Origin of the sequence: Vibrio sp. 1180_3 (genome assembly GCF_029478545.1) — a bacterium.
In the GTDB taxonomy this organism is placed as follows: domain Bacteria; phylum Pseudomonadota; class Gammaproteobacteria; order Enterobacterales; family Vibrionaceae; genus Vibrio; species Vibrio aestuarianus.
Map to the genome: position 1 here is coordinate 1 of NZ_SJFM01000051.1, position 16,714 is coordinate 16,714.

Sequence of the window (16,714 nt, forward strand, 5' to 3'; positions counted from 1 at the left end):
CGGGCATTGCGGATTTCTGGTACAAGTACGTTGGCTTTGGCGGCAAGATCATCGGTATGACCACCTTTGGTGAGTCAGCGCCTGCTGATCAGTTGTTCGAGATGTTTGGCTTCACCACTGAAAACGTAGTGAAAACAGCCAACGAGCTGCTTGCTTAATTGACTTTAGGCATACAAAAAATATAGAGCCCCGCTTGTCATGAGCGGGGCTTTTTTATGCCATCATTTAGCTCACTTCCAGTCATCAGGGCAAGCTTGACGCAATGCATCGATAAATAATCGCAACCTTAGAGGGTGGCGACCAGTTGGATAATAGCAACCAATTTCGGTAGGCTCTGATACCCAACCAGGTAGACAAGAAACGACACTGCCTGGATGTGCGTTTTCAAACCCTTCGGCAAACCATGTTGGTAGTAAACCAATTCCTCTACCTTTGGCGATGGCATCGGCTTGCATAGCCAAATTGTCGCTTTGTAAACGGCTAGAGAGCGCCGGTAATACAAAGCTGCCATTGTGAGGATGAAGCAGCGTGAGATCTTCTTGGCGAAATGCGATGAAATCGATCCAAGGGTGTTTGATCAATTCTTGTGGATGACTGAGCTGAGTATTGCTTTGCAAATAATGCGGTGACGCGTATGGCGAATATCGCCAACAGCCCAATAATTCTCGTCGCCAACTTTTCTCCGCAATAGGACCAATCCAGATGATTAAGTCCGGTTCTATGTGCGCATTTTCAGTCAAATATTGGCTGTAGAGCCGAATAGTTATTTCAGGGTGTGTCTGCATAAACTCATCTAATACCTGACTGATCCAACCTCGGATCAAATTAGGATGCACAACTAGCGTAAGTTCACCACTAATCTGGTTATTGAATTCCTGCAATGCTTCGTGACTTTTTTCAGCCAGTTCCAACATTTGCTCTGTGTAGACCGCAAACACTTGTCCTGCTTTGGTTAAAGCGAGGCGGTTTCCTTGACGTGCAATTAAGGCTTGTCCGACATCACTTTCTAAGGATGCTAACCGTCGGCTAAGGGTCGATTTAGGTTGCTCAAGTGCTTTAGCGGCAGCCGTTAGGCTTTTGTGTTGGCAAAGTGCGTGGAAGGCTTTGATTGCACTGAAGTCATGCATAATGTAGATGGCCTCTTTAGTAAGTAACAACGGCATCGTATAACAATGACGTTCCATTTTTGGTACTGACCATTCCATCTGTCTATCTATCTCAATCATTCAAATTATGAATAATCCACTCCTGAAATTAATAATCATTATCATTTAAGGAGTGGTACATGTCCAGACTGAATCCGCTGAATGCTGCAATTATTGCCGCGCTCGGATTGCTCGCCTCATCTCACGCGTTAGCAGACGATATTCAACATCATGAGAAAGTGGTGGTAACCGCTGCGGGTTTTGAGCAAACGCAGGCTCAAGCTCCAGCAAGTATTAGCGTTATTACTCGAGAGGAGTTGGAATCACGCTATTACCGTGATGTAACGGATGCATTGCGCAGTGTGCCTGGCGTATTAGTGACCGGTGGTGGTGACAAAACGGATATTAGTCTGCGTGGTATGAGCTCAAACTACACTTTGATGCTGGTGGACGGAAAGCGCCAGTCATCTCGCCAAACTCGCCCTAATAGTGACGGACCAGGTATCGAACAAGGCTGGATGCCACCATTGCAAGCGATAGATCGTATAGAAGTGATACGTGGCCCAATGTCGACACTGTATGGGTCTGACGCTATTGGCGGTGTTATCAATATCATTACCCGGAAAGATAACCAAGAGTGGTCTGGGAGTGTTCAATTAGACACTTTGCTGCAAGAAAACAGAGACTCTGGGGACCAAAATAGTGCCAATTTCTTCTTAACGGGGCCGCTTGCCGATAACTTATCTCTGCAACTTTATGGTCAAAGTATTGAGCGAAAAGAAGATAATATTGAAAATGGTTACCAAGATAAGAGCTTAAAAAGTTTAACATCAAAACTGAATTATCAATTTAATGAACAACATGAGCTGGTACTGGAAGTTGGTGCGTCAGCGCAAGATCGTCGCGGCAATGTTGGTTTGTCGGTGCCAACCACGGGTTGTAGAGGTGAATGTGAAGACAGTTTAAATGAATACCGTCGCACATATGTCACGTTATCTCACCAAGGGAATTGGGGGGAGTATGGTGTTTCTGATAGTTACCTGCAGCGTGAAGTGAGCAACAATAAAAGCCGTGAGATGGAAATTATCAATACGGTGGCGAAATCCAGTTTAGTCGTTCCATTGACGAATAATACTGTCACGGCAGGGGTGGAATTCTCACATTCCGAATTGGAAGATTTCACATCAAACCAAGCATCGGATTTGACACAAATTAACAATACGCAATGGGCGATATTTGTTGAAGATGAATGGAAGCTTGCTCAGTCCTTTAAACTCACTTTAGGTGGGCGTTTTGATCATGATGAAAATTATGGTTCACATTTTAGTCCTCGAGCTTATGGTGTGTGGACACTAAATCCTGAGTGGGTTATCAAAGGTGGGGTTGCGACAGGTTTTCGTTCTCCACAATTAAGAGAAGTGACACCAAACTGGGCACAGGTGAGCGGTGGCGGCAATATTTACGGTAACCCGGATCTGACACCTGAAACATCACTCAACAAAGAATTGGGTGTAATGTATCAAAATGGCGCCAGCTTAAATGCCAGCCTAACCTTCTTCCATAATGATTTTAAAGACAAAATCACGCGTGTTGCTTGTCCAAGTCATGTTTGTAGTGATGGTCCAAACCAATGGGGTTCTGATCCAACTTATCGAGTTAATGTTGACGAAGCGTATACTCGTGGAGTGGAAAGTACTTTGGGGGTACCTGTAACAGAAACGCTTTATTTCACGGCGAGTTACACCTTCACAGACTCTGAACAAAAAACGGGTCAATACCAAGGCATGCCATTAAATCAACAGCCTAAACACCTGTTTAGTGCAGATCTTGATTGGCAAGCGACAGACCGTTTAAACAATTGGTTGAAATTCACTTATCGTGGTAAAGAAAGTAACCCAGTGACTGGGCCTTCAAATAGCAGTTTGATTGAACCCGCTTATCAGTTTATCGATACTGGAATCACTTACGCGCTTTCTTCTCAAGTAAGTTTAAAAGCTGCTATTTACAATTTACTCGATGAAAAAATCACCTATCAAGAATATGGCTACGTTGAAGATGGACGTCGTTACTGGTTAGGTATGGATATTAACTTCTAACTTTCAATAGAAATGGCTCGCTTAATGTGAGTCATTTTTTATTTGCTTGACGTATCAACACTGCGAGTGAGAATCAAAGCGTTCAGGGAAATTCCATTTAACGTTTTATTAGGGTGTTGCTCTTAGCTGCTATCGGTTACTATTTGTGCCACTTAAAAAAGTTAAGATGATAGAAGAATGCTTAAAGTCGCAATCAATGGTTTTGGGCGTATCGGACGCAATGTATTACGTGCGATATATGAAAGTGGAAAGAATGAGCACATTAAAGTGGTTGCCGTGAACGAGTTGGCGCAGCCTGATGCGATGGCTCACCTTCTGCAATATGATACAAGTCATGGTCGATTTGGAAAAAAAATCAGCCATGATCAAGAGCACATCTATATCCACCATGACGCTTTGTCGCAAGCAAAGGGAAAATACGACTCGATTCGGATATTGCATCTTAGCGAAATTAAACTACTGCCTTGGCGCGATTTAGGCGTCGATATTGTTTTAGATTGTACGGGGGTGTATGGCTCTAAAGCTGATGGTCTAGAGCATATTGAAGCCGGTGCAAAGAAAGTGTTGTTTTCTCACCCGGGGGCGAATGATCTGGATAACACCATCATCTACGGTGTAAACCATGAAACGCTTCGTGCGGAACACCGCATAGTCTCTAACGGTTCTTGCACTACCAATTGCATTGTTCCTATCATCAAAGTGCTTGATGAAGCGTTTGGTATCGATTCGGGAACCATCACTACTATTCACTCTTCAATGAATGATCAACAAGTGATCGATGCTTACCACACAGACTTGCGTCGTACTCGTTCTGCCAGCCAATCTATCATCCCGGTTGATACCAAGTTGCATAAGGGGATTGAAAGGATCTTTCCGAAATTTTCTAACAAATTCGAAGCCATATCAGTGCGCGTACCGACAGTAAATGTGACGGCTATGGATTTAAGTGTCACAATTAATACAAATGTGAAAGTTAATGACGTAAATCAAACCATAGTTAACGCATCTCAGTGTACATTACAGGGCATTGTTGACTATACTGAAGCGCCGCTTGTTTCCATCGATTTCAACCATGATCCCCATAGTGCGATTGTTGATGGTTCACAAACAAGAGTAAGTAATGGGCAGTTAGTAAAAATGCTCGTTTGGTGTGATAACGAATGGGGCTTTGCGAATCGTATGCTGGATACGGCGCTCGCAATGCAAGCATCCGAGTAGTAGCAGGATGATGGAGAATTATTTATTTTTTTCCTTGAAATAAATAATGATAATCTCCATATCAATAACCAGTTTGAAGAATTAATAGGCTCGGCAAGGTTGCCGGGTTTCCAAAAACTTTATTTATTAATATTTGAGAGGACAAACCATGTCTGTAATCAAGATGACCGACCTGGACCTAGCAGGTAAACGCGTATTTATCCGTGCTGACCTAAACGTACCAGTGAAAGATGGCAAAGTAACTTCTGATGCACGTATTCTTGCATCTCTACCAACAATTCAGCACTGTCTAGCGGCTGGCGCTAAAGTAATGGTTACTTCTCACCTAGGTCGTCCAACCGAAGGCGAATACGCGGAAGAGTTCTCTCTACTACCAGTTGTAAACTACCTAAACGACGCACTAGATTGCGAAGTTAAATTAGCAAAAGATTACCTAGATGGCCTAGAGCTGAACGCAGGTGAGCTTGTTGTTCTAGAAAACGTTCGCTTTAACAAAGGCGAGAAAAAGAACGAAGAAGAGCTTTCTAAGAAATACGCTGCACTATGTGACATCTTCGTCATGGATGCATTCGGTACGGCTCACCGTGCACAAGCGTCAACTCACGGTGTTGGTATGAACGCGCCTATCGCGTGTGCTGGTCCTCTACTTGCTGCTGAGCTAGAAGCGCTAGGCAAAGCAATGGATAACCCAGAACGCCCATTGGTTGCTATTGTTGGTGGTTCTAAAGTTTCAACGAAACTGACAGTTCTTGAGTCGCTATCTAAAATTGCTGACCAATTGGTTGTTGGCGGCGGCATTGCGAACACGTTTATCGCAGCATCTGGCCATAATGTTGGTAAGTCTTTGTACGAAGCTGACCTATTAGAAACGGCTAAAAAATTAATGGAAGAGTGTTCTATTCCAGTAGCCACTGACGTTGCATGTGCTAAAGCATTTGACGAAAACGCAGAAGCTGAAATCAAAAACGTTGCTGACGTTCAAGATGACGACATGATTTTCGACCTAGGCCCTGATTCAACGGCTCAACTTGCTGAAATCATTGCTAACGCAAAAACGATTCTTTGGAACGGCCCTGTAGGCGTATTTGAATTCAAAAACTTTGAAGCGGGTACGGCTGGTATTTCTAAAGCAATCGCTGAATCTGCAGGTTTCTCTGTAGCAGGTGGTGGTGACACACTAGCGGCTATCGACAAGTTCGGTATCAAAGCTGATGTTTCTTACATCTCTACTGGTGGTGGTGCTTTCCTTGAGTTTGTTGAAGGTAAAGTGTTACCAGCGGTTGAAATGCTAGAAGCGCGCGCTAAAGCATAATCATGAATGAGAGCGGGGGATTACTCCCGCTTTCTTGTTTGCTGCATAGGCGTTTTTATTCTGCTAGAATAGCGTCAGTTGTGAGCAAACGTTTGCAAGAATTTAAACTTAACTGTTTTATTTTTAAAACGACAGAATAAATAGGATCAAATCCATGTCTAAGATCTTCGATTTCGTAAAACCTGGTGTGATTTCTGGCGATGACGTACAGAAAGTATTTGAAGTAGCAAAAGAAAACAACTTTGCACTTCCTGCAGTAAACGTAGTAAACACTGATTCAATCAATGCGGTACTTGAAGCAGCATCAAAAGTAAAAGCACCAGTGGTTGTTCAGTTCTCTAACGGCGGCGCAGCTTTCTTTGCTGGTAAAGGCGTTAAACTTGAAGGTCAAGGCGCTCAAGTTCTTGGTGCTGTCGCTGGCGCGAAATACGTTCATGCAGTAGCGGAAACTTACGGTGTACCTGTTATTCTGCACACTGACCACGCAGCGAAGAAACTACTTCCTTGGATCGACGGTCTACTAGACGCGGGTGAAGAGTTCTTTGCTCAAACTGGTAAGCCTTTATTCTCTTCTCACATGCTAGACCTTTCTGAAGAGTCTCTAGAAGAGAACGTTGAAACTTGTGCGAAATACCTAGAGCGTATGGCTAAAATGGGTATGACTATCGAGATCGAACTAGGTTGTACTGGTGGTGAAGAAGACGGCGTTGATAACTCTGATATGGACGCATCTGAGCTTTACACTTCTCCTGAAGATGTTGCATACGCTTACGAAAAATTGAGTGCAGTTAGCCCACGTTTCACTATTGCGGCTTCTTTCGGTAACGTACACGGTGTTTACCAAGCTGGTAACGTTGTACTGACTCCAACTATCCTACGTGATTCTCAAGCATACTGTGCAGAGAAGTTTGGTATTGCGCCTAACGCTCTAAACTTCGTATTCCACGGCGGTTCTGGCTCTTCTGAAGCTGAAATCAAAGAATCAATCAGCTACGGTGTTATCAAAATGAACATCGATACTGATACACAGTGGGCGACTTGGGATGGTATCCGCAAGTACGAAGCAGAAAACCACGATTACCTACAAGGCCAAATTGGTAACCCTACTGGCGAATCTGCTCCGAACAAGAAATACTATGATCCACGCGTATGGCTACGTGCTGGTCAAGCTTCAATGGTTGCTCGTTTAGAGAAAGCATTCGCTGACCTTAACGCGGTTGACGTACTATAATTCATTAAATTGAATACGATATTAGCCCGCTCATTGAGCGGGCTTTTTTGTTGTCAAAATTCAGTCTAAGCACTGGCGAATTATGAGAATATTGCTTAATCTGTAACAAGCTGATATCAAGTTTTGGGGTAAGTTTCTGTTTTGTCAGTCTTATCATTAAACTGGCTTTGCAAAATTATCAAAGTAAGATATTGTGCCAAAAAAATGACATCGCACGGTGAGTGTAAGTTTTTACTCTTGATGTTCAAATACAACAGCAAAATTATGACGATTTTATTTAGAGGATACGGAATATGGCTAGTGAATCTATGGGAATTGAAGTCCCATTGGTCGATGGTTTAGCGCAAGCGAATACTTGGTTAATGGATAACTCAGATCTTTTGGTGCAATACGGTGTCAATATTATCTCTGCGGTACTGATCCTGTTTATCGGTAATATCGTGGTCAAAGCCGTGGCGGGTAGTGTCGCGAAGGTTTTGAAAAAGAAGGAAATGGATAATGCGGTCGTTGAATTTATCCATGGTTTAGTCCGTTATTTGTTGTTTGTTATTGTACTGATTGCTGCTTTAGGGCGCGTAGGCGTTGAAACCGCTTCAGTGGTTGCCGTTATCGGTGCAGCAGGCTTAGCTATTGGTTTAGCACTGCAAGGTTCACTTTCTAACTTTGCAGCAGGTGTGTTGATTGTCGCATTCCGCCCATTTAAATCCGGTGATTATGTTGAAATCAGCGGAGTGGCGGGTTCTGTTGAAGCTATTCAAATTTTCCAAACCATTCTAAAAACACCTGATAACAAAATGGTTGTTGTTCCTAACTCTGGCGTTATTGGTGGAGCTATTACTAACTATTCACGTCATGCAACTCGCCGTGTTGATATGGTGATCGGTGTTTCTTACAAAGCTGATCTGCAAAAAACCAAGCAAGTGTTACGTGCAACGTTGGAAAAAGATCCGCGTATCTTAAAAGATCCAGACATGACAATTGGTGTACTGGCGCTAGCTGATTCTTCTGTAAACTTTGTAGTACGTCCATGGGTAAAAACTGAAGATTACTGGGGTGTATACTTTGATTCAATGCAAGCTATTAAGGAAGCACTGGATGCCAATGGTATCGAGATTCCATTCCCACAAATGGATGTGCATTTAAACAAACTAGATTGATTCGGTTTGTAAGAATCCATTTTATTTAGATAAAGAAAAAGGCGTGAAATGAGTTATCATTTCACGCCTTTACTGTCATTAGCTTATCTATAAGGTATGGATTGTGTTTGGAAGTAGTGACAGCAACCGGTCTAAATCTTGCCCAGTAATACCGAATGTATATTCTGGATCGCCCGGCGTATACAGAAGCTCTTGATGCTTAAATAAGGTGCGATCAACAACCATGATAATGTGGGGCGGAAGTCCAAATGGGCAAACGGCACCTGGTACACAACCTAATTGTTCAATCATCTCTTCATCGCTACAAATAGAAGGACGTTTACCTAGCAACGCTTTAAGTTGCTTGCTGTCTAAGCGTTTGTCTTTCTCTGTCAAGTAGAGTACAAAGTCGCCATTTTTAAGTTTTAGAAATAGACTTTTACTGTGTGTGCCGATCCAATCCAATTGCTTCGCTATTTTTTCATCGGTCGCAAAATCTAGGATCGGTTCATGCCGCCATTGGTTAAAGGTGATTCCTGCCTGTGCTAATAAATCGAGATTTGCTTTAAATATGGCTTCTAGCCGAGTCATGTTTTACTCCTAAGAGGAATAGCTAAGAGCTAGTTCTTTGGTCAGCATAAAGGCAATGGCAAACATCATCACCGCTACCGCTATATCGATGCCTTTTTTTACTTTAGGCTTGGAAAGTGTTGGCCCTAATTTAGCCGCACCGATGGACAATGAATAGAACCAAACAAACGATGCCATCATAGTGCCTATGGCAAATAAAATCCGGTCGTTGCCTTCAAATTGACCGCCAATCGACCCTAATATGACGACAGTATCTAAATACAAATGTGGGTTCAATACTGTGACGGCCAATGCACCTAGAATGACGGTTCGCTTGCCACGAGCAATCACTTCACTGTTTGATTCCTGATTTTTCTGTGGGTTAAAAGCACTTCTTAAAGAAAGAAACCCGTAAAATGAGAGAAATGCGATTCCACCTAATGTCACTGCGGTGAGTAGTGACTCATTTTGTGACAAAATCGCGCCACCGCCAAATATGCCCAGAGCTATAAATAGCACATCTAAAAGACTACAGATGGTTGCGGTCGTTAAGTGGTGATTACGCTTAATACCTTGGTTGAGTACATACGCATTTTGTGCGCCGATAGGAATGATCATCGTCGCGCCTAAGCCAAACCCTTGTAGCAAAATCCAAAAATTCACATCCATCCTCATATTGTGAATAAAAAGTATGCGTGCAAGATAGCGGCAGTTTTAAAATAAGTATAATTAATGATTTTAATAATATATAAGGAAGTCTAATGAGATTTGAACATAAGGAGATAATTCATGAGAGGATTGGATTATAAATGGATCGAAGCACTGGATGCGGTATTAAAACAAGGCAGCTTTGAACGAGCGGCAGAAAATCTCTATATTTCTCAATCGGCTATTTCCCAGCGAATCAAACAACTTGAAAAGTTTGTTGCTCAACCTGTTTTAATTCGTGAACAGCCACCAAGGCCGACAATGATTGGTAAAAAACTACTAGGGCTCTATCGACGTGTTCTATTGTTAGAAAATGATCTCGTTCCTGAATTAATGAATGAAGAGTGCGCGCGTCCCATTTCGATTTCAATAGCGACTAATGCTGATAGTCTAGCGACGTGGCTGCTTCCTGCATTATCAAATATCATGAAAACTCGGCAAGTTGAGTTAAATTTAGCGATTTTTGGTGAGTCTCGAACCATTGATAAACTGAAAAGTGGTGAGGTTGCAGGAGCGATTAGCTTAGAGTCCCAACCCATTGCTGGCTGTAGTGCTGATTACCTTGGAAGAATGGATTATGTCTGTGTGGCCAACCCCGACTTTTATCAACGTTACTTCTCACAAGGCGTTAATTTTAATACCTTAAAAAAAGCGCCTGCTGTTTCCTATGATCAATATGACGATTTACATAAGAAATTTTTACATGATCACTTTAACGTTCCAAGAGATTCTGTTATCAATCATACGGTTGGAAGTTCTGAAGCTTTTGTAAAACTTGCGGTATCAGGTGCCGCCTATTGTTTGATCCCTCGTTTACAGATAGAAAAAGAGCTCGCTAAAGGGGCTCTCATCGATATCACTCCTGGTTTTATTTTGACCAACCGAATTTATTGGCATCATTGGCAATTAGAAACCGGCATATTGCAGGCGATCTCACAAGCGATCCTTGAATATGCTCGAACTGCCTTACCTCAATGATCAACGTCAGAGTTGTGTGATTTCGTTTTGCTGCTATTTGATTACTGCTGACATCGCCTATTATGTAGTCATGTAATTGAATTAGGGTAGAGACATGAAATTGATAACAAGTGTTGCAGTATTAACTGGATTAATGAGTTTTGGTTCGTGGGCGCAAGATATGAGCTTTCCTCACCTTTCCACCACTGGCTATGGTGAAGTGATTGCTGTACCAGACATGGCTGAATTCTCTGTAAAGGTCGTCGAGTCGACACTTACAGCGGAACAGGCTAAAGCAACGGTCGATAAGGTTGTTGAGTCGTTTGTAGCTCGCTTGAAAGAGTCTGGTGTTACTTCAATGCAGATTTCTAGCTCTAACCTCTACCTCGCACCGCAATACCATTATCCCAAATCTGGCAAACCAGAGTTAATCGGTTACCAAGCAACTCGTAGTGTGACGGTGGAAGTTTCTGATCTCAGTAAATTAAACCAATATTTAGATGTTGCACTGGGTGAAGGAATCAACCAAGTTGATAAGATTCAATTTAGAGTTCGTGAACAAGAAAAATACCAACAACAAGCACGATTAGCAGCGATTAAAGATGCCAATGCAAAAGCTCGTTCGTTGGCTGAGGGGTTTGAATTGAAGTTGGGTGAGGTATGGAAAATTGATTACAACACTCCTAGCACCCAGCCGATCATGATGAGATCAATGGCTATGGATGCTAACTCTGAGTCTAATGGTTACCAAGATTCAACGTTGACTATTCGAGATAGGGTCAATGTTGTGTATAAAATAGAGGACTGAAAAATACAGACGATACTGTTTTTGTATCTTTATTGTTGAGGTCTATAGTGTTTAAAATCGCGGCTGTAGGGGTAGACTAAAGTCTAACTCCACAGCCGCGATTTTATAGACTTAAACCAAGGCAGCAAACGTTCTTACACAAATGTGCCGACATGGTTCGATATGAGTCAAAAACTTTGGGCGTAATCGTATCTTTGTGCCGCAGTAGTGATGGTATTGCGTGGTATCACGTTTTCCTCTCATCAAGACTAAAGTCTAATATCATTTTTCACTTGAGCTAAACTGAATAATAAGTAAACTGTTGCTTTTTTAATCGCCAGTTTGCCCTGTTCTAAGCAGGAAGTTAGCTTTTTATTCATTTATTGAGTTAAAAGATAAGGAAATCATACGCTTCGGGCACGAGAGGCATAGTATGTATAATTATTTTCTAGTGAGATTGACCATCGGTTGTTTGGTCGTATTGGGAATAAAGCTTAGTGCGCTTTATTTTCTACCTATGGTGTTATTGCTTAACACCCATCACAAAGAGTTTTTTGGTTGGTAAATGCAAATACCTTGGTGAACAGCCTACATAATCCAAACCGCAGAAACAAAAAATCGGGGCAAGCCCCGATTTTTCTGTTTTTATTCGACGTTCGATTATAGAACGTGAACAGATGCAGTGTTTGTAGTACCTGAAGCAACAAGAGCACCAGAAACCATAACCACGATATCACCTTTTTTGCCTAGACCAGAAGTTAGAGCAATTTCTTTACCATTGATGTAGAAAGCGTCGGTGTTTTCGATGCTATCAACAACAACAGGAGTAACACCTTTAGTCAGCACTAGCTGAGCAGCTGTTTTCGCGTTAGTTGTTACTGCGATGATGTTCGCTGTTGGGAAGTATTTACGTACTGAACGTGCAGATTTACCTGCTTCAGTTGCAACAACGATAAGTGGTGCAGCTAGCTTCTCAGCTGTATCTACAGCGCCTTTACATACCGCTTCTGTGATACGTAGACGAGGGCTGTCTAGGCGTGAACCTAGTTCTGCTTTCAGAGCACTGTCGGTACGAGCACAGATTTGCGCCATAATAGTTACAGCTTCAACTGGGTATTTACCTTTAGCAGTTTCACCAGAAAGCATTACTGCATCGGTACCATCCATTACTGCGTTCGCAACGTCACCAGCTTCTGCGCGAGTTGGACGTGGGTTCTTGATCATAGAATCAAGCATTTGAGTTGCAGTAATAACGACTTTACGTGCGCGGTTACATTTTTCGATCATCATTTTCTGAGCGAAGATAACTTCTTCAGCTGGGATCTCTACACCTAGGTCGCCACGTGCAACCATGATGCCGTCAGAAAGCTCAAGAATTTCGTCAAAGTTATCAACGCCTTCTTGGTTTTCAATTTTAGAGATGATTTGGATGCTAGCGCCGCCGTTTGCTGTTAGCAGTTCGCGAATTTCACGTACATCGTCAGCTTTACGGATGAAAGATGCAGCAACAAAGTCAACGCCTTGCTCACAACCAAATTTAAGGTCTGCTTTATCTTTTTCAGATAGTGCTGGTAGGTTTACTGAAACATTAGGTAAGTTAACACCTTTGTTTTCGCCTAGTGCACCATTGTTTAGAACTTTACACTTAACTTCAGTAGCTGTAGTCGCGATAACTTCCATTTCGATTAGGCCGTCATCAACAAGGATTGTATTGCCTACAGTTAGGTCGTTCGCAAAACCTGCGTAAGTAACAGCTACAGTGTCTTTGTTACCAACAACGCTAGTGTCAGTAGTAAATGTAAACTCTTGACCAGCAACTAGATCAACGTCATCGCCGTTTTCTAGTTTGATAGTACGGATTTCAGGGCCTTTAGTATCCAAAAGGATAGCTAGAGTCTTACCAGTATTTTCCATTACTTTACGGAAGTTCGAGATACGAGTACCGTGCTCTGCGAAGTCACCGTGAGAGAAGTTTAAACGCATAACGTTCATGCCAGCGTTTACTAGTTCAGTTAGTTTCTCTACAGATTCAGTTTTAGGGCCAATCGTACATACGATTTTGGTCTTTTTCATGGAAGGTTCTCTCCGGTAAATTTTATTACAATTTGAAAGTTAGTTTTGTGCTCTCAAGTCATCACAAGTGGCAATCTATTCTTATCTATTACCCTACATCAATTTCAGTGATTTTGTGACCAAAGAGCTGAAAGTCTTTCAACAGTTTAGTCATTTTATGACCAACTGTTGCGGATTTTGTGTCGTAATTCTGCCACTTATTTAGCCTAAACCCAGTAAGTTGCAAAAAAATAACGGTCAATTCTGTAATTTTTTTTCTTTTCGGCGCGAATTCTACCATCTAATGAGTTCAATATCACTGTCTAAGAATTGTCTTAGGACAAGGTTTTAGTGTGAATTATTAATTTTTTGGTTCGAAATAAATAGACAGTAAAGTTTCGTTTCGGATATTATTTGTTTCGATTCGTAATATTGAAAATAAATAAACATGTCGAAACGAAACACACAGCTTAGAAGACACACCATCGCTAACTTAGTGAATGAACAAGGTGAAGTCAGTGTTGAGGCTCTATCCGGTCAATTTGAAACCTCAGAGGTGACGATTAGAAAGGATTTGGCTTCTCTTGAAAAAAATGGTCAGTTACTGCGTCGCTATGGCGGTGCCATTGCTTTACCTAAAGAAGTGGTGAGTGATGAATTTAGCCCTAAAGTTTCGAACCGAAAGTTAAAGCTAGCAAGAGCCGCTGCAAAGCTGATCCGTGACCATAACCGCATCGTGATCGATTGTGGTAGCACTACAGCGGCATTAATTCAGCAGTTGAATGAAAAACGTGGTCTGGTAGTGATGACCAACTCATTAAATGTGGCGAATGCTCTGAACGAATTAGAAAGTGAACCTACATTATTAATGACCGGCGGGACTTGGGATGCTCATTCCGAATCTTTTCAAGGAAAGGTCGCCGAATCAGTCTTGCGCTCTTACGATTTTGATCAACTCTTTATTGGTGCCGATGGTATCGACCTGGATCGCGGCACCACCACATTCAATGAATTAGTGGGTCTGAGCAAAGTGATGGCTGAAGTTTCCCGTGAAGTGATTGTCATGATTGAATCTGACAAGGTTGGCCGCAAAATTCCTAATCTAGAGCTGGCATGGGAACACATCAACGTTCTGGTTACTGATAATGAACTGAGCGACGAAAAGGCTGCGCTGATTGAATCTCATCAAGTTCGAGTTATTCGCGCTTAACAACGTATTAAACGTCCCTAAGTAAAGCCTTTCGCTTGCGGCTTTAGGGATGAAACATAAATCTAAAATGGAGTGAAACCTTATGTGTGGAATCGTCGGTGCAGTAGCACAACGAGATGTGGCAGAAATTCTAGTTGAAGGACTGCGTCGTTTAGAATACCGAGGCTATGACTCTGCTGGTGTTGCCGTTGTTGATAGTGAAAGTAACCTCACTCGCGTACGTCGTTTAGGCAAAGTTCAAGAACTTGCTGATGCCGTTGAAAAACAAAACGTTGTTGGTGGTACTGGTATTGCACATACTCGTTGGGCGACACATGGTGAACCTTCTGAGGCTAACGCCCATCCACACATGTCGGGCGATATCGCTGTTGTGCATAACGGCATTATTGAAAACTATGAACAATTACGTGAAATGTTACGTGGACGTGGCTACGTATTCGAATCTCAAACTGATACAGAAGTCATTGCACACCTAGTGGAGTGGGAGCTTCGTAGTTCTTCTTCTTTGCGTGAAGCGCTGCAAAAAACGGCTAAGCAACTAAGTGGTGCTTATGGTACGGTCGTGGTTGATCGTAAAGATCCGAGCCGTATTGTTGTCGCGCGTTCAGGTAGCCCTATCGTAATTGGCTTAGGGGTTGGTGAAAACTTCTTAGCTTCTGATCAATTGGCGCTTTTAAGCGTAACTCGTCGCTTTATATACCTTGAAGAAGGTGATGTTGCTGAAATCACTCGTCGTGAAGTCGCTATTTTTGATACCAATGGCAACCCAGTAGAGCGTGAAGAAACACAGTCTAATGCTGAACATGATGCTGGTGATAAAGGCAAATATCGTCACTTCATGCAAAAAGAGATCTTTGAGCAGCCAACAGCGTTGATCAATACGATGGAGGGGCGCATTTCAGCTGATTCTGTTATTACTAACGCCATTGGTGTCAATGCTGAAGAAATTCTCAACAAAGTGGAACACGTGCAGATCATCGCATGTGGGACATCTTATAACTCTGGCATGGCGGCTCGTTATTGGTTTGAATCACTTGCTGGCGTAAGTTGTGATGTTGAGATTGCATCAGAGTTCCGTTACCGTAAGTTTGTGACTCGTCCAAACAGTTTGTTAATTACCCTTTCTCAATCTGGTGAAACGGCCGATACTCTGGCTGCATTACGTCTAGCGAAAGAAAAAGGTTACATGGCAGCCATGACAGTCTGTAACGTCGCGGGTTCATCTTTGGTTCGTGAGTCTGATTTTGCCTTCATGACTCGTGCTGGCACCGAGATCGGTGTTGCATCAACCAAAGCCTTTACTACTCAATTAGCCGCTTTATTAATGATGGTTACCGCACTTGGCAAACAAAAAGGTGTGATTGGCCGTGAAAAAGAAGCAGAGATAGTAGAAGCATTGCATGCATTGCCAGCTCAAATTGAACAAGCCTTGTCATTTGATAAAGAAATTGAAGCGTTAGCGACAGATTTTGCCGACAAGCACCACACGCTATTCTTAGGTCGCGGTGAATTCTACCCGATTGCGATGGAAGCTTCGTTAAAACTGAAAGAGATTTCGTACATTCACGCAGAAGCCTATGCGGCCGGTGAATTGAAACATGGCCCGTTAGCATTAATTGACGCAGACATGCCAGTAGTCGTTGTTGCACCGAATAATGAACTGCTTGAAAAACTAAAATCAAACGTGGAAGAAGTTCGCGCACGTGGTGGCTTGTTGTATGTCTTTGCTGACGAAAAAGCAGGCTTTGAAGGTGATGAAAACATGAAAATCATCACCATGCCGCATGTCAGTGATATCACAGCACCTATCTACTACACCATACCAATGCAGCTACTTTCCTATCACGTTGCATTAATCAAAGGGACCGATGTGGATCAACCGCGTAACCTAGCGAAAGCGGTAACGGTTGAGTAAAACTATGCATGAATAAAAATGGGCTTGTTGGAAGATAATAAAGTCTGATTTTTTTGACCTCCTATTAAGTTTGGCTTAATCGGAGGTTTTTTATGTTAGAAGCGGATAAGCCACCGAATGATCGAGCAAAGGTGTATAAGATAAAACCGAGGTGACTATTGGGGAGAAAATTATCTATCCTTCATTGAGATAAGAGAATTCAGTAGCGATGGTACTATAAAGTTACTTTAGGACACCTTGGATATACACAATCTATACCGAATCAACTTGAAGATGCAGGCTTGAGAACCTGAAAATGATCATTAATTCGAGATGTCAAAGAGCCTGCGATCTCTGGAAGAGTCACAGAAAAAAATTGGTCTATTGCCGCCTTGAAG

Annotated in this window: 13 protein-coding genes and 2 pseudogenes; 10 read left to right on the forward strand and 5 right to left on the reverse strand. The window is 42.4% G+C overall.

Annotated elements, in window-relative coordinates:
• Positions 1–158, forward strand: a pseudogene (locus EYW48_RS19325) (transketolase); the annotation flags it as partial.
• Between the two features lie 72 nt (positions 159–230).
• Here EYW48_RS19325 and EYW48_RS19330 read toward each other — a convergent pair.
• On the reverse strand, positions 231–1,127 hold the full coding sequence (locus EYW48_RS19330) for a LysR family transcriptional regulator (protein ID WP_053311400.1): 897 nt from the start codon (positions 1,125–1,127) through the stop codon (positions 231–233).
• Between the two features lie 158 nt (positions 1,128–1,285).
• Here EYW48_RS19330 and EYW48_RS19335 point away from each other — a divergent pair, with 158 nt between their 5' ends.
• The 5 genes from EYW48_RS19335 (at position 1,286) to mscS (ending at position 8,159) form a co-directional block, all read left to right on the forward strand.
• Positions 1,286–3,241, forward strand: coding sequence for a ligand-gated channel protein (locus tag EYW48_RS19335; protein ID WP_277432870.1), 1,956 nt, complete (start codon positions 1,286–1,288; stop codon positions 3,239–3,241).
• Positions 3,242–3,418: 177 nt separating this feature from the next.
• Positions 3,419–4,459 carry an erythrose-4-phosphate dehydrogenase gene (epd, locus tag EYW48_RS19340; protein ID WP_053311393.1) on the forward strand — a complete coding sequence of 347 codons (1,041 nt, stop codon included), beginning with the start codon at positions 3,419–3,421 and terminating at the stop codon, positions 4,457–4,459.
• Between the two features lie 148 nt (positions 4,460–4,607).
• Positions 4,608–5,771, forward strand: a complete 1,164-nt coding sequence (locus EYW48_RS19345) for a phosphoglycerate kinase (RefSeq protein WP_053311392.1) — start codon at positions 4,608–4,610, stop codon at positions 5,769–5,771.
• 154 nt (positions 5,772–5,925) lie between these two features.
• A complete protein-coding gene (fbaA, locus tag EYW48_RS19350) occupies positions 5,926–7,002 on the forward strand; it encodes a class II fructose-bisphosphate aldolase (RefSeq protein WP_053311391.1) in 1,077 nt (358 codons plus the stop codon).
• Positions 7,003–7,295: 293 nt separating this feature from the next.
• Positions 7,296–8,159: a small-conductance mechanosensitive channel MscS gene (gene mscS, locus EYW48_RS19355; protein WP_168523440.1), complete on the forward strand. Its 864-nt coding sequence runs from the start codon at positions 7,296–7,298 to the stop codon at positions 8,157–8,159.
• A gap of 87 nt (positions 8,160–8,246) precedes the next feature.
• Here the strand turns inward: mscS and EYW48_RS19360 are convergent, their stop codons facing one another.
• Together EYW48_RS19360 and EYW48_RS19365 are read right to left on the reverse strand one after the other, a co-directional pair.
• A complete protein-coding gene (locus EYW48_RS19360; protein WP_053311389.1) occupies positions 8,247–8,729 on the reverse strand; it encodes a YbaK/EbsC family protein in 483 nt (160 codons plus the stop codon).
• A gap of 9 nt (positions 8,730–8,738) precedes the next feature.
• On the reverse strand, positions 8,739–9,371 hold the full coding sequence (locus tag EYW48_RS19365; RefSeq protein ID WP_053311399.1) for a LysE/ArgO family amino acid transporter: 633 nt from the start codon (positions 9,369–9,371) through the stop codon (positions 8,739–8,741).
• A 126-nt stretch (positions 9,372–9,497) separates the two neighbouring features.
• On the opposite strand from EYW48_RS19365, the gene EYW48_RS19370 reads away from it, so the two are divergent.
• Positions 9,498–10,394, forward strand: a complete 897-nt coding sequence (locus EYW48_RS19370) for a LysR family transcriptional regulator ArgP (RefSeq protein ID WP_053311388.1) — start codon at positions 9,498–9,500, stop codon at positions 10,392–10,394.
• 94 nt (positions 10,395–10,488) lie between these two features.
• Positions 10,489–11,181, forward strand: coding sequence for an oxidative stress defense protein (locus tag EYW48_RS19375; protein WP_053311387.1), 693 nt, complete (start codon positions 10,489–10,491; stop codon positions 11,179–11,181).
• A gap of 639 nt (positions 11,182–11,820) precedes the next feature.
• On the opposite strand, the gene pykF is transcribed toward EYW48_RS19375, so the two are convergent.
• The gene (pykF, locus tag EYW48_RS19380; RefSeq protein ID WP_053311386.1) at positions 11,821–13,233 is read right to left on the reverse strand and encodes a pyruvate kinase PykF; all 1,413 of its coding nucleotides are present in this window, start codon (positions 13,231–13,233) and stop codon (positions 11,821–11,823) included.
• A gap of 427 nt (positions 13,234–13,660) precedes the next feature.
• Between pykF and EYW48_RS19385 the strand changes: the two genes are divergently transcribed.
• Both EYW48_RS19385 and glmS read left to right on the forward strand, forming a co-directional pair.
• Positions 13,661–14,422, forward strand: a complete 762-nt coding sequence (locus EYW48_RS19385) for a DeoR/GlpR family DNA-binding transcription regulator (RefSeq protein WP_053311384.1) — start codon at positions 13,661–13,663, stop codon at positions 14,420–14,422.
• A gap of 82 nt (positions 14,423–14,504) precedes the next feature.
• Complete coding sequence (gene glmS, locus EYW48_RS19390; RefSeq protein WP_274695647.1) at positions 14,505–16,337, forward strand: glutamine--fructose-6-phosphate transaminase (isomerizing); 1,833 nt, start codon at positions 14,505–14,507, stop codon at positions 16,335–16,337.
• 262 nt (positions 16,338–16,599) lie between these two features.
• Here glmS and EYW48_RS19395 read toward each other — a convergent pair.
• Positions 16,600–16,714 (reverse strand): annotated as a pseudogene (locus tag EYW48_RS19395) (IS630 family transposase); the annotation flags it as partial.